The 14,426-nt window shown below is 56.8% G+C and carries 10 protein-coding genes and 1 pseudogene; 6 read left to right on the top strand and 5 right to left on the bottom strand.

Annotated elements, in window-relative coordinates; translation table 11 throughout:
* Positions 1 to 68: 68 nt before the first annotated feature.
* Entirely contained in the window at positions 69 to 1,238 is a 1,170-nt protein-coding gene (locus tag AC6I8P_RS08120) for a GGDEF domain-containing protein (protein ID WP_211725325.1), read from the top strand.
* Here AC6I8P_RS08120 and ychH read toward each other — a convergent pair.
* Positions 1,235 to 1,513, bottom strand: coding sequence for a stress-induced protein YchH (gene ychH / locus AC6I8P_RS08115; protein ID WP_021509933.1), 279 nt, complete (start codon positions 1,511 to 1,513; stop codon positions 1,235 to 1,237). The two genes, AC6I8P_RS08120 and ychH, sit on opposite strands and share 4 nt — an antisense overlap.
* A 261-nt stretch (positions 1,514 to 1,774) precedes the next feature.
* On the opposite strand from ychH, the gene pth reads away from it, so the two are divergent.
* From pth to AC6I8P_RS08100, 3 genes and pseudogenes are all read left to right on the top strand, one after another.
* The gene (gene pth / locus AC6I8P_RS08110; protein ID WP_021509932.1) at positions 1,775 to 2,362 is read left to right on the top strand and encodes an aminoacyl-tRNA hydrolase; all 588 of its coding nucleotides are present in this window, start codon (positions 1,775 to 1,777) and stop codon (positions 2,360 to 2,362) included.
* 107 nt (positions 2,363 to 2,469) lie between these two features.
* Positions 2,470 to 3,561, top strand: a complete 1,092-nt coding sequence (gene ychF, locus AC6I8P_RS08105; protein ID WP_021509931.1) for a redox-regulated ATPase YchF — start codon at positions 2,470 to 2,472, stop codon at positions 3,559 to 3,561.
* Positions 3,562 to 3,959: 398 nt separating this feature from the next.
* Positions 3,960 to 4,574: pseudogene (locus tag AC6I8P_RS08100) on the top strand (Fic/DOC family protein).
* A gap of 427 nt (positions 4,575 to 5,001) precedes the next feature.
* Here the strand turns inward: AC6I8P_RS08100 and uxuR are convergent.
* From uxuR to uxuA, 4 genes are all read right to left on the bottom strand, one after another.
* The gene (gene uxuR / locus AC6I8P_RS08095; RefSeq protein WP_262264735.1) at positions 5,002 to 5,778 is read right to left on the bottom strand and encodes a Uxu operon transcriptional regulator; all 777 of its coding nucleotides are present in this window, start codon (positions 5,776 to 5,778) and stop codon (positions 5,002 to 5,004) included.
* A 74-nt stretch (positions 5,779 to 5,852) separates the two neighbouring features.
* Complete coding sequence (gene uxaC / locus AC6I8P_RS08090; protein WP_262264736.1) at positions 5,853 to 7,271, bottom strand: glucuronate isomerase; 1,419 nt, start codon at positions 7,269 to 7,271, stop codon at positions 5,853 to 5,855.
* On the bottom strand, positions 7,268 to 8,749 hold the full coding sequence (locus AC6I8P_RS08085) for a fructuronate reductase (protein ID WP_262264737.1): 1,482 nt from the start codon (positions 8,747 to 8,749) through the stop codon (positions 7,268 to 7,270). The genes uxaC and AC6I8P_RS08085 overlap by 4 nt, the downstream gene beginning before the upstream one ends.
* 64 nt (positions 8,750 to 8,813) lie before the next feature.
* Entirely contained in the window at positions 8,814 to 9,992 is a 1,179-nt protein-coding gene (uxuA, locus tag AC6I8P_RS08080; RefSeq protein WP_262264738.1) for a mannonate dehydratase, read from the bottom strand.
* Positions 9,993 to 10,355: 363 nt separating this feature from the next.
* On the opposite strand from uxuA, the gene AC6I8P_RS08075 reads away from it, so the two are divergent.
* Positions 10,356 to 11,657: an MFS transporter gene (locus tag AC6I8P_RS08075; protein WP_159378086.1), complete on the top strand. Its 1,302-nt coding sequence runs from the start codon at positions 10,356 to 10,358 to the stop codon at positions 11,655 to 11,657.
* A gap of 11 nt (positions 11,658 to 11,668) precedes the next feature.
* On the top strand, positions 11,669 to 14,062 hold the full coding sequence (locus AC6I8P_RS08070; RefSeq protein ID WP_262264755.1) for a glycoside hydrolase family 31 protein: 2,394 nt from the start codon (positions 11,669 to 11,671) through the stop codon (positions 14,060 to 14,062).
* Positions 14,063 to 14,426 lie beyond the last annotated feature (364 nt).

Below are 14,426 nucleotides of genomic sequence, written 5' to 3'. Positions count from 1 at the left end.
TCCGGGCTTTAGCGGTCCAGTGATTAGTGATATTTTTCACCACACTTTTGCTGAGAACTCCGACCACCATGCCACTCGACATTTATACGTTGTTTATTTGCGAGCTCTACGTGCTGGGGTTTCTGAGCATTATTTTGATTTTTGCCTGGGTCGGGGCGCAGTACGACCGGGTGCTGGGTTTTACCACCCTGACGCTAATACTGACGCTTGCCGCCGTGCTGCTCAGCAGCCTGCGCAGCGCCGGTTTGCACTTTTTGCCGGTGGCGGTCGGGAATGTCATCATGCTGCTGGCCTACGGCACCCTGCTCAACGCCTTTCGTACTTTTTGCCGCCTTCCGCTCGGTTTTTGCTGGATCACTGGCGCGCTACTGTGGGCCCTGCTTTGTGCCTTTCCGCAGTTCTATCACGGCCAGCCGAAACGCGTGCTGGTCATGTGCCTGCTGTGCATCATCTTTACTGCCGCGCTGATTCGTCTGCTGTGGCAGGCACGCGCCACGCTGACCGTCACTTTCTGGCCCGCGCAGATACTGCTGTGGATCCACTTACTGTTCCATATGGCCCGCATTTTCCTTGACGATGCGGTGGCCACCCCCGTTCCGGGTGCCATTGGCGGTTCCGGCTTTTCGGTGTATGTGATTCTGGAGTCGATCCTCTTCGTCATCGGCCTGACCTTCACCATTCTGGCGATGGTCAATGAGCGGACGCAGATCGCCCATAAGCTGGCGTCGCTACACGATCCGCTCACCGGCGTATGGAACCGGCGCGCACTGTTTGAAGCCGCAGAAAAACTGCTGCTGCGTCAGGGGCGTCTACCGCAGCCCTATATTTACAGTGCAGTGCTGTTCGACCTCGATCATTTCAAAAGCATCAACGATCGCTATGGTCATCAGCAGGGGGATCGGGTGCTGGTCGATTTTTGTCAGGTGGTGAAAGCGTTAATGCCGGTTGAGGGTCAGTTTGCCCGGCTGGGCGGTGAGGAGTTTGCCGCGTTGCTTCCTGGCGACAGTGAGCAGGCGCAGCGCATATGTGAGCGTATCCGGCTGGCGACACAGCTGTCGCTACCCAACGACATCGGCTATACGGTGAGCATTGGCTTTGCCACTGCCAGCCAGCGGCATCAGGCGTTTCCCGCCCTGCTGGCGCTGGCTGATGAAGCCTTGTATCGCGCTAAAGCCGCCGGACGTAACCGCGTCGAAGGTTATCAGACGCTGCAGGCGGCAATGGCGGAAGCCGGTTAGTGCGTTGAGTGGTGATCGCGACGGCAGCGTTTGTCACCGTAGTGACGCAGCCAGTAATAGCGGTCTTCCACCCTCTCCCGTCCGCTGACGCGTGCGCCGACCAGCCACAGTAGCGCACCCACGAAAATACTGAACATCGCTCCATGCGCGAGGAACTGTGGCAGGTTGACCGACGGCAGCTGGTTAATGATGGAATAACCCACCCCGAGCACCATGGTTAACAAGCCGAGACACATCAAACCATTACCGACGGTGCGGCAGTGTTGACGTTTCATGATTCACCTCCATCCTTTTCAGCAACGCAGAAAACAGCACGTTTGGTTAACTGGCCATAAGTTTAGGCAATGGCTGGCGGTTAAGATGCGTACAGGATCACACATCCTTCACAATGTCTGACAAAACTTTACCGCCAGCACCTTGATTTCGATAGAAATTGATTATTCACCTTTGGTCATTAATCTGTCATTGCGCCCTTTGTCATCCCCGCTGGCAGGCAGTAAACTATCGCCCTTTCGCAGCGAGACAGGATAAACATCGTGAGCAGCATTAAACTGATTGTGGGGCTGGCCAATCCCGGCGCTGAATACGCGGCAACGCGCCATAACGCTGGCGCCTGGTATGTGGATTTACTTTGCTCGCGCCATAATCAGTCTCTCAAAGAGGAGCCGAAGTTTTTCGGCTACACCGCGCGCCTGTCGCTGGCCGGCGAGGATGTGCGCCTGCTGGTGCCCACCACCTTTATGAACCTGAGCGGCAAAGCGGTGGCGGCGATGGCAACGTTCTATCGCATTACGCCGGAAGAGATTCTGGTGGCACACGATGAAATGGACCTGCCGCCGGGCGTGGCGAAATTCAAACAGGGCGGCGGCCATGGCGGTCATAATGGCCTGAAAGACATCATCAGCAAGCTCGGTAATAACAACAATTTTCATCGCCTGCGCGTCGGTATCGGCCATCCGGGCGATCGTAACAAGGTCACCGGATTTGTGCTCGGCAAGGCACCGGCCAGCGAGCAGAAGCTGATTGACGAGGCGGTCGACGAAGCGGTGCGCTGCACCGAACTGTGGCTAAAAGAAGATAAGATTAAGGCGATGAACCGTCTGCACGCCTTCAAAGCCAGCTAAGCCAATTCCCGCGCCGCCGCAGGGAATTCTGTGTATAATGCGCGAAAATTTTTGAATCAGTCGGCGCTGTCTGCCAGCGCTGCACACTCAGTGAGAAAGGTAAGATCATGGGATTTAAATGCGGTATTGTGGGCCTGCCGAACGTCGGTAAATCCACCCTGTTCAACGCGCTGACCAAAGCGGGTATCGAAGCAGCCAACTTTCCGTTCTGCACCATCGAACCCAACACCGGCGTGGTGCCGATGCCTGACCTGCGCCTCGATCAGCTGAGCGAGATTGTTAAGCCACAGCGCGTGGTGCCAACCACCATGGAGTTCGTGGACATCGCCGGTCTGGTAAAAGGCGCGTCGAAAGGTGAAGGCCTGGGCAACCAGTTCCTGACCAACATCCGCGAAACTGAAGCCATCGGCCACGTAGTGCGCTGCTTTGAAAACGACAACATCATCCACGTCTCCGGTAAAGTAAACCCGGCAGAAGATATTGATGTCATCAACACCGAGCTGGCGCTGTCGGATCTCGACACCTGCGAACGTGCCATTCAGCGCTGCCAGAAGAAAGCCAAAGGCGGCGACAAAGATGCTAAGGCGGAACTGGCCGCGCTGGAGAAGTGCCTGCCGCATCTGGAAAACGCCGGTATGCTGCGCTCGCTGGCGCTGGACGCCGATGAGAAAGCCGCGATCCGCTATCTCAGCTTTCTGACGCTGAAGCCGACCATGTACATCGCCAACGTCAATGAAGACGGTTTCGAGAACAACCCGTATCTCGACCAGGTGCGCGCGATTGCTGAAGCCGAAGGCTCAGTAGTGGTGCCGGTCTGTGCGGCAGTGGAATCGGACATCGCCGAGCTGGAAGATGAAGAGCGCGACGAGTTCATGGCCGAGCTGGGCCTGGAAGAGCCGGGCCTCAACCGCGTGATCCGCGCCGGTTATGCCCTGCTCAACCTGCAGACTTACTTCACCGCAGGCGTGAAAGAAGTGCGTGCCTGGACCATCCCGGTTGGCGCCACCGCACCGCAGGCAGCCGGTAAAATCCACACCGACTTCGAAAAAGGCTTTATCCGCGCTCAGACCATCGCGTTCGAAGATTTCATCACTTACAAAGGTGAACAAGGCGCGAAAGAGGCCGGCAAAATGCGTTCAGAAGGTAAAGAGTACATCGTGAAAGATGGCGATGTGATGAACTTCCTGTTTAACGTTTAAATAAAATGCGTTGTCTCATGATGTTTCACCGAGCCTCATAGAGAGCGCAATAACTATAAAATCCACGCAATTGCGTGGATTTTTTATTACATGCTTTTTACGGGCGGGGATAAATTGCCAGCGCCAGTCACATCGCACTCTTTACGGCGGCTGGTCAAAATCTCGGCTGCAGCGCTACTTATAGCTCCCCTTACCGAACCACATTACCTGTTTGATCGAAACGGGCAACCGGGCTGATGCTATTGAGGTACAGCCTGGCTGCAACCAACGGTACTCCCTGGATATACAGCAATTTAACTTATCCTGATGAACGAAAGGTTTCGAGGCAGGATTGGCTGATAAACCTGATGGACCTAAATATACTTACGCTTCGTTTGTCATTATTACAGAGCGCACTCATGAGCCGATACCATGTTGCTGGCAGTGAAGGTAAGTTTGAAAAAGACTCAGGCGAGCAGGTCATGGCCAATAAGCTGGGGCTCACCGATTCCACTGAGATGAACGAGGCAGAACTTGTTCTGTTAGAACAACTCTACCAGTCAGTTTTTGAAGAAAACTTTCCCGAAGGGAAACTTAACGTCGCGCTACTAAAAAGCTGGCATCGCCGCTGACTGGGTAACATCTACGAATGGGCTGGACAAGAGAGAACGGTCAATATTAGCAAGGGTGGTTTTATGTTTGCGCCTTCAGCACAATTGCCAAAACTGCTGAACGAATACAACAAGTATCTTGCGCATTACACGCCCTGTAACGTCATGGAAGAAGAAGAACTCATCATTGCTATCGCCGTTACCCATGTCGAGCTGATACTTATACATCCCTTCAGAGAAGGAAACGGACGTTTGTCGCGGCTGTTAGCGGATGTCATGGCGGTTCAGGGAGGATACAAACCGCTGGATTATCAAAGCTGGGAGCAGAATAAAACCCAGTATATTTCGGCTATTCATGCTGGTATGTCAATGGACTACGCGCCAATGAAATACTGGGTCAGTCGGGCACTGAGAAGGCACTAAGCCAGGCGAAGATGTGCGAATTTTTTGCGCGCGGCTTCAAGTGAAGCCTCGACGCTAGCTGAAGACTGGCCAGTTTCAACAGCCGTTGACGTCGCTACTGAGCGAATGATGTCGGAGCGAGAAGGTTTAGCATAACCTGAATGCGCTTTTTTTCTGTTGTTGGTCATTAAGCCCTCTCTACATCAGTGCAGTTGCGTAAGACACTATAGCCTCAAGAGTATATCAAAGCTTTGAAACAACATCACGTCCCCTTCTGGCTCGGCAATCTGATGTGCCATCAGGCTTCACACAATCTCATGAGCCCGGTAAATAAACTCCACACAAGGCGATAAATCGCGCCGCTCCGGCTATTTTGCGAATTGCGGTTTCATTGACTGAATGGCAGCAACGCGGCCGCGCGAATGTTTTCTGAAGCCCTGTCGCCAGGCTAATTATCCGATCCGTTAGTGGCATACAGCGGCCATGACTCAAACAGATAGCCGTCGAAATCAATGTCGTCCACATCGGAGAACTCCAGCAGCAGTTGCTTGACGTTTTCCAGATGCTGCCACATCGCCTGTTTCGCGGCGCGCGCGTCTTTCTTGATTAAGGCGGCGAGGATCTTTTTATGATCGTCGAGCCACTTTTTGCGGTAGTTAGTGTTGATCAGATGCCGGTGCAGCTGGCTCCACATCACGTTGTCTTCCCGCCACTGCCAGGATTGTTTGAACAGCTCCACCAGCATGCTGTTGTGCGTGGCTTCGGCAATCGCCAGATGGAAATTACGATCGCCGTTTTCACTGTCGTTCACCGCGCCTGACGCCAGCTCGCGTTCTTCCAGCGCCAGCGCCTGGCGCATTTTGATGATGTCTTCACGCGTCGCCTGTAACGCAGCGAACTCGGCGATATTGCTCTCCAGCAGCTGGCGGGCCTGCAGCATCTCAAACGGACCGGCCGCATTGCAGGCGGTTTGCGCAGCGGCACGCGGTCCCGGCGTGTCGTTGATCACATAAATGCCTGCGCCACGCCGCACTTCAATCAACCCTTCCAGCTCCAGCATAATCAGCGCCTCACGCACCAGCGTGCGCGTGACGTTCAGCAGCATCGCCAGTTCACGTTCCGGCGGCAAGCGCTCACCAATCGCGTACTGTTTCTGCATAATCATGTTGCGAAGCATCTCGCCCACTTCCTGATAGGGTCGCTGTGCTGAAGCTTGTGGTTTCATAACGCTCTTTTCTGCTGGTTCAGACATTAGGCCGCCAAATTTTCTACCCTGCACTATAACACAGGGCGTGATTTTCACCGTGGGTTAAGGGTGAAGTAGCGTCGGGCGTTATGGAAGCAGATATCCTGCAACATCGCGCCCAGCGCAGCTTCATCGTGCGGCACAATACCGTCACGCACCCACTCGCCAAACAGGTTGCACAGAATGCGGCGGAAGTATTCGTGCCGCGTATAAGAGAGAAAACTGCGCGAATCGGTCAGCATGCCAACGAACTGGCTGAGCAGCCCCATCTGCGCCAGCTGCTCCAGTTGCCGCAGCATGCCGTCACGCTGATCGTTGAACCACCAGCCAGAGCCGAACTGCATCTTGCCCGCCATCCCTGCGCCCTGAAAGTTACCCGCCATGGTAGCCAGCACTTCGTTGTCACGCGGATTGAGGCAGTAAAGAATGGTTTTTGGCAGCTGGTCATTGGTGTCCATCGCGTCCAGCAGGCGCGCCAGCGGCCAGGCAACAGGATGGTCGCCGATGGAGTCGAAACCGCTGTCCGGGCCGAGCTGACGGAACATGCGCGTGCTGTTATTGCGGATTGCACCGATGTGTAACTGCATCGCCCAGCCACGGCGGGCATACTCCGCGCCCAGCCACACCAGCACAGCGGTACTGAACTGCGCAATCTCCAGCTCGCTCAGCGCCGCATTGCTGCGGCGTCTGGCGAGAATGCCATCCAGCACGCTGTCGGCTGGCACCGCAGCATAGCGCAGCGTTTCAATGCCGTGGTCGGCGGCACGGCAGCCATGGGCGGAAAAGTGGTCCAGTCGGCGCAGTAACGCCACACGCAGCGCATCAAAGCTGTCGATACTGACATCTGCGGCGGCTTCCAGCCGGGTCAGGTAATCGGTGAATCCTTCCAGTTCAATCTTGAACACCCGGTCCGGACGCCAGCTCGGTGCCACCTCAATATCAAAGCTGCTGTCTTCAGCTATCTGACGATGGTACTGCAGGGAGTCGATCGGATCGTCAGTGGTGCCCACCATACGCACGTTCATCTGGCGCATGATGCCGCGCGCGGAAAATTCAGGCGTGGCCAGCTTCTCCGCACACTCATGCCAGATGCGTGGTGCGGTTTCTGGTCCAAACAGCGTGTCTGTGATACCAAACGGCCGGCGCAGCTCCAGATGCGTCCAGTGATAGAGCGGATTGCCGAGCGTTTTTGGCACGGTCTGCGCCCAGGCCAGATATTTATCGTAATCGCTGGTAGTGTTACCGGTGATCAATGATTCCTCTACACCCGCCGCGCGCAGTGCGCGCCATTTGTAGTGATCGCCCTCCAGCCAGATTTGCCCGAGGTTGGCAAACTGTCGGTCTTCTGCAATCTGCTGCGGATTGAGGTGGCAATGATAATCATAGATCGGCATCCCCGCCGCCACGTCATGATACAGGCGACGCGCCACCTCGCTGTGCAACAGAAAATCGTCATCCATAAAACGCTTCATTTGGCCTCCGGATTGAGGGATGCAACCGCGGCTCTGGCACCCAACTGGCACAGGCGGTCATAGGTGTGTTGCAGGGCGGCAACAAAGGCCGGATTGGCGGGTAAGTCGTCCGCGAAGATCTCGTTAATGCCCAGCAGCGCCTGCACGCGGGCGGGACCTGAAGGGAACTGCTGATTAATCCACTCAAACTTAGCGACCAGCGGATCAGCCACCGGGTAACGCTCGCCCTTTTCGTCTTCGCCGAGGATATAACGCATCCAGCCCGCGATGCCGAGCAGCAGATGCTGGCAGTCACTGCCGTGGTGCAGATGATAGCGCAGCGAATCCAGCATGCGCTGTGGCAGTTTCTGACTGCCATCGCTGGCAATTTGCGCCGTGCGATGGCGCAGCGACGGATTACTGAAGCGCTCAAGCAGTTGATGCGCATACGCGTTGAGATCGCTGCCTGCCGGCATCGTCAGCGTGGCACGCTGTTCAGTCAGCATCAGCGACAGCGCGGCCTGACGGTAAGCGGGCAGCTGCATGGTATCAGCGATAGTTTCACAACCGCCGAGGTAGCCGAGATACGCCAGAAACGAGTGCGTGCCATTCAGCAGACGCAGTTTCATCAACTCGTAGGGGGCGACATCCGGAACAAATTGCGCACCAACGCGCTGCCAGTCGGGACGTCCAGCCACGAAATTATCTTCGATCACCCACTGACGAAACGGCTCACAGGCGACACCGCAGGGATCGGCGATGCCCAGCAGCCCGGTAATCTCGCGCTGCGTCTCTTCCGTCACGGCCGGCACGATGCGGTCAACCATGGTGCAGGGAAACGTGACCTGTTGCTCAATCCATGCCGCCAGCGCCGCATCCTGCCGTTGTGCCAGACCGATGACCGCAGCCCGCGCGACGTGGCCGTTATCACGCAGATTGTCGCATGACAGCACGGTAAAAGGCGCTAACCCGGCTTCACGCCGCAAGCGCAGCGCCTCAACGATAAAGCCAATGGCGGATTTCGGCTGCCGGGGATGGGCCAGATCGTGCACGATCAGCGGATGGGTGCTGTCCAGTTCGCCGGTTGCGCCATGAGTGCAATAGCCTTTTTCGGTTATCGTCAGCGAGACGATGGCGGTTTCCGCGCGGGCAAGCGCGTTAAGAATGCCGTCACAACCGTCCAGCGCCGGGTGCAGCGCTGAATGCACGGAACCAATGATTTTGACGTCATGACGCGTCGCGCCTTGCTCGGTGACGCTGTAGAGCAAATTCTGCGCGCGCAATTGTTCCACCAGCTGTCTGCCGCTGGCCGACATCAGGTTGACCTCGCAAATGCCCCAGTCGCTGTCGCTTATCTCCAGCAGATGGTGCTGATAGAGCGCCTGATGCGCGCGATGAAACGCACCGCAGCCGATGTGCACGATGCGCGGCACCAGCCGCTGCTGCTGCCATGCGGGCCGCGCCACCTTAATGCTGGCGTCGGCAAGGTTGTGTTGCATGTGAACTCCTCAGTGTCCGGCGCGACTGCGCGTCCGCCGGGCAAGCGGTACAGGGCGATCGGTGTCAGAAAAAGGCGCGGTGTATCGCCAGTTCAACGCCACGAATCTCAGCCAGACCTTTCAGTCGGCCAATCGCGGAATAACCCGGGTTGGTTTTCTTGTGCAGATCGTCCAGCATCTGATGCCCGTGGTCGGGCCGCATCGGGATCAGGTCTTCCTGCCCCGCATTACGACGGCGTTGCTCCTCTTCGGCAATCGCTTTGATCACCGCAAACATATCGACATCACCGCCAAGGTGCGCGGCTTCGTGGAAAGTTTTGGGGTTGGCTTCACGCCGGGTTGAGCGCAGATGGGCAAAATAGATGCGCGGCCCAAAACGTTTCACCATGCCGGCTAAATCATTTTCCGCCAGTACGCCGTACGAACCGGTACACATCGTGAAGCCGTTGGCCGGGCTGTCGATGGTGTCGATCATCCACTGCAGGTCGTCGGCATTGGAGACGATACGCGGCAGGCCGAGGATCGGGCGCGGCGGATCGTCAGGATGTACCGCCATGCGAATACCGACCTCTTCAGCAACCGGAATGATACCGCGCAAGAACGTGGCGAAGTGCTCGCGCAGCCGGGCTTTGTCGATGCCGTCATAACGCGCCAGCTGAGCACGAAACTGCGCCAGCGTATAGCCCTCTTCCGCGCCGGGTAATCCGGCGATGATGTTACGCGTCAGACGCAGCTTGTGCTCTTCGCTCATGCTGGCGAAGCGCGCAGCAGCCTGGGCTATCTCGTCAGTGCTGTAATCATTTTCTGCGCCCTGACGCTGCAGGATATGCAGCTCAAATACCGCAAATTCAATCTGATCGAAGCGCAGCGCTTTCGCGCCATCCGGCAGCTCGAACGCCAGATCGGTGCGCGTCCAGTCCAGAATCGGCATGAAGTTGTAGCATACGGTGTGGATGCCGCACTGCGCCAGATTGCGCAGCGACTGCTGATAGTTGCTGATCCACTTTTGGCACTGCCCGCTGCCGGTTTTGATCTCCTCATGGATCGGCACACTCTCCACCACCGACCAGACCAGCCCGGCCGCCTCAATCATCGCTTTGCGCTGCAAAATCTCCTCAACCGGCCACACCTCGCCGTTAGGGATGTGATGCAGGGCAGTCACAATGCCGGTAGCGCCCGCCTGTCGGGCATCGGCGAGTGAAACGGGATCGTCAGGGCCATACCAGCGCCAGGTCTGCTTCATGTCGTTCTCTCCTGCGGGCCTGAGCATCATCCTCAAAGCCCTTCCATTTTGGTTGACCAATTTTACAAGCGAAGCGCTTTATGAGTCATAAAAAGCGCCTGCGCAGCGTCAAATTCGGCTTTTCACCGGCGGAAGTCAACCTGATAAATGATTTTGGTTAACCAGATCACAAATACCGCATCAGGCTGGCGACCACCTGACCTAACTGTGGTTCACTCCCGGCGGATAGGTAAAACAGGACGCATCACGCCACGCCCGGCAATCAAGGGCCAGGGTTATGCGCTGGCCGGTATGGACTCCACCTCCGGCCAGGCAGTCACAGACGTTGCTCACACATGCTGTTAATAATGAATGGAGAATCCGATGAACCGCAGTTTGAATCCAGGGATTGCCGCAACCGGCACGAAACGCGTCATCCGTCATCTGCGCTGGTGGGTGCTGGTGCTGTTTCTCGCCGGCGTCACTGTCAACTACATTACCCGTAACTCGTTAGGCATTCTGGCCCCCGAGCTGAAAACCAGTCTCGGCATCACCACAGAACAATATTCATGGATAGTCGGCGCTTTTCAGCTGGCTTATACCTTCTTTCAACCGATCTGCGGCTGGCTGATTGACGTCATTGGCCTCAAACTCGGCTTCTTCATCTGCGCTACCATCTGGGCGCTGGCCTGTCTGTTCCATGCCGGCGCCGCCAGCTGGTTGCACCTGGCCATCTTGCGCTTTGTCATGGGCGGAGCTGAAGCGGCCGCCACGCCGGCTAACGCCAAAGTGATTGGTGAATGGTTCCCGAAAAAAGAGCGTCCGATCGCGGCCGGCTGGGCCGGCGTCGGCTTCTCGATTGGCGCCATGCTGGCACCTCCCATCATCTACTTTGCCCACGCCTCGTTCGGCTGGCAGGGCGCATTCCTGTTTACCGGCTGTCTGGCTCTGGGCTGGGTGGTGCTGTGGTGGCTGTTGTATCGCGATCCGGAACGTAACCCGAATCTCAGCAGCGATGAGCTGGCCTTTATTCGTCAGGATAATGAGCCACCGGCGGTCAAACTGCCCTTCTTCAAAGCCCTGAAAACCGTCTCCAGAAACAAGCGTTTTTACGGTATCGCCATTCCCGCTTTTATGGCTGAACCGGCATGGGGCGTGCTGAGCTTCTGGGTACCGCTTTATCTGGCAAAAGACCTGGGAATGGACCTGAAACAGATTGCTATGTTCGCCTGGCTGCCGTTCCTCGCGGCGGATCTCGGCAGTGCAGCCAGCGGCTACCTGACGCGCATCTATACCCGGCTGTTTGGCTTCAGGCTGGTAAATTCCGTTGTCGCCAGCTCGGTCACCGGCGCCTTTCTGATGCTGTCGCTGGCACTGGTGGCGATGACCAAAGACCCCTATGTCGCGATTGCCCTGATCTCAATTGGCGGTTTTGGTCATCAGATCATCTCGTGCATGTTAAGTGCGCTGGTGGTGGAAAAATTTGATAAGGGCCAGATGGCCACGGTGAATGGCATGCGCGGCTCGTTTGCCTGGATCTCCAGCTTCCTGTTTTCGCTGGTGATTGGCGTGACGGCTGACAAAATCGGCTTTAACCCGCTGTTTGTCGCCATGGGCTTCTTTGACCTGATCGGTGCAGTCTTCCTGATTGCGTTTATTGCTGAGCGTCGTTCAGCGACCCAATGAAGTAGGTAATGATGAAAACCTTAAAAAACTGGTCCTTAGCCCATTCTGATCGTCACCATGTGGTGCTTAACGTCGATGGCAAACACCATCTGTGCCTGTACGTGCTGGAAAAAGGTCTGTTCCGCGTGGTGATCAAGCGCCACGGCAACTACAGTCTGGATCGTACCTGGAGCATTGCGCCGGAACAGGATGTTCCGTGGGAAGGGCGTCCGCGCGACAGCCTGGCCGGGTTTAGCCTGCCCGGCTTTACGCTGGAGGAAGAAGCCAGTTGTCTGACCATTAGCACCGACACGCTGCGCGTGATGGTGCGTCAGCCACTGGCGCTGGAGTGGCAGTACCGTGATGCCGCAGGCGACTGGCAACTGCTGACCGGCGATCGCCCCACCAGCGCCTATCAGATCAACGCACACGGCGACGGCGTGGCGCACTATCAGCGCCGCATGGCGGACGACCGCTACTACGGTCTGGGCGAAAAAACCGGCGATCTGCAACGCAACGGCAAACGCTATGAGATGCGTAATCTGGATGCTATGGGCTACAACGCCTCCTCCACCGATCCGCTGTACAAACATGTGCCCTTCACCCTCACGCGGCGTAACGACGTCAGCTTTGGCCTGTTCTACGATAACCTCAGCACCAGCTGGTTCGATCTGGGTAACGAGCTGGATAACTATCACCAGCCGTATCGCCGCTGGCAGGCGGAGAGCGGCGATATCGATTACTACCTGTTTGTCGGTAAGCGGGTGCTGGATATTACCAAAACCTTCGTACGCCTGACCGGCAAAACGCTGTTCGGCCCCAAATGGAGTCTGGGCTACAGCGGCTCGACCATGCATTATACCGATGCGCCGGATGCGCAAAACCAGCTGATGAACTTTATTCGCCTGTGCGAAGAGCACGCTATTCCGTGCGACTCCTTCCAGCTCTCATCGGGTTATACCTCGATCAATAACAAGCGCTATGTGTTCAACTGGAACTACGACAAAGTGCCGCAGCCGGAAGCGATGAGTCAGGCGTTTCACGATGCCGGCCTGCGCCTGGCGGCCAACATCAAACCCTGCCTGCTGCAGGATCACCCGCGCTATGAAGAAGTCGCGGCTCAGGGACTGTTTATCCGCGATTCGGAAGAGGATGTGCCAGAGCGCTCGGTGTTCTGGGATGATGAAGGATCGCACCTCGATTTCACCCATCCGCAAACGGTGGCCTGGTGGCAGGAGAACGTCACCCGTCAGCTGCTGGAAAAAGGCATCGACGCCACCTGGAATGATAACAACGAGTATGAAGTCTGGGACGGCGAAGCGCGCTGTCACGGCTTCGGCACGCCGATTGCCATCAAGCATATTCGCCCGGTGATGCCGCTGCTGATGATGCGCGCCTCGATGGAAGCGCAACAGCGCTTTGCCCCCGAACAGCGACCGTTCCTGATTTCGCGCTCCGGCTGCGCCGGGATGCAGCGCTACGTGCAAACATGGAGCGGCGATAATCGCACCAACTGGACCTCGCTGCGCTACAACATTCGCATGGGCCTTGGCATGAGCCTGTCCGGCTTGTATAACGTCGGTCACGACGTCGGCGGCTTCTCGGGCGATAAACCCGACGCGGAGCTGTTTGTGCGCTGGGTGCAGAATGGCGTCATGCATCCGCGCTTCACCATTCATTCATGGAATGACGATCACACCGTGAATGAGCCGTGGATGTATCCTTCGGTCACGCCCGCGATTCGGGCGGCCATCGCGCTGCGCTATCGCCTGCTGCCGTATCTCTACACGCTGCTGTGGCAGGCGCATGCGGACGATGAACCGATGCTGCGCCCGACGTTCCTTGATCATGAACACGATGCCCAGACCTTTGCTGAGTGTGATGAATTCCTGCTCGGCCGCGATCTGCTGGTCGCCAGCGTGGTGGAACCCGGCCAGCGTGAACGCCGCCTGTGGCTGCCCGACAACCAGACAGGCTGGTATGATTTCGCCACGCAGCAGTGGTACAGCGGGGGTCAGTGGACCACCTTGCCTGCGCCCCTGGAAACGCAGCCGCTGCTGGTGCGCGCAGGTGCGGCACTGCCACTCAGCGAGCGTATTGCTCACGTCAACGCGGCCGCAGACGATCGTCGCACGCTGCAGCTTTATCCATTGCAGGGCAAAGGCGTTAGCCACGGCGAACTGTTCGAAGATGATGGCGAATCCTGGGGCTATCAGCAGGGCAATGCGCTGTGGCTGCAGTGGGAAATGCGCTGCGAAGCCACAGCCATTCACCTTACGTTGCGGCGCAAGGGTGATTATCAGCCGGCATGGCAAACGTTGCAGATTGCCCTGCCCGCCGGTGAACAGCGTGCGCTGTTTATCGATGGTGTCGCCGCAGGCGCTGCGTCAGCCGACGTGACGCTGGCGCAGATTTCCCGCAGCTGATAAAAGCAAGAGCGCACCGATGTCGGGTGCGCCTGATTACCTTCATCGCAGTCCGCTTTTCTCTCCCTCAGCAGCTTACACCACCACGATATCTGCCCGTTTTCTATCCCGACGTTATCCCGCTAATAAATCTATCCGGTTTAATACGCTTATTTCACCGCCCTGCTCACCCGATTAATCCTGGTCGCTTACTAATATAATAGCTGCGCTTAATGCAGGCATAAGCGTTTACTGCTGAGGCGATTGCGTAAAACATGACGACGCACTGGCTAAGCCATCGCAATGTTATGCCTCAACACGGAAACGCCGCGGTTTAAGCAATATTCAACTGTGGCGCGCTATTAGTCATTAAGACGACATTAAC

It is taken from the genome of gamma proteobacterium symbiont of Lampromicra miyakona, from assembly GCF_059730895.1.
This window is presented reverse-complemented; position numbering and strand designations above follow the sequence as displayed.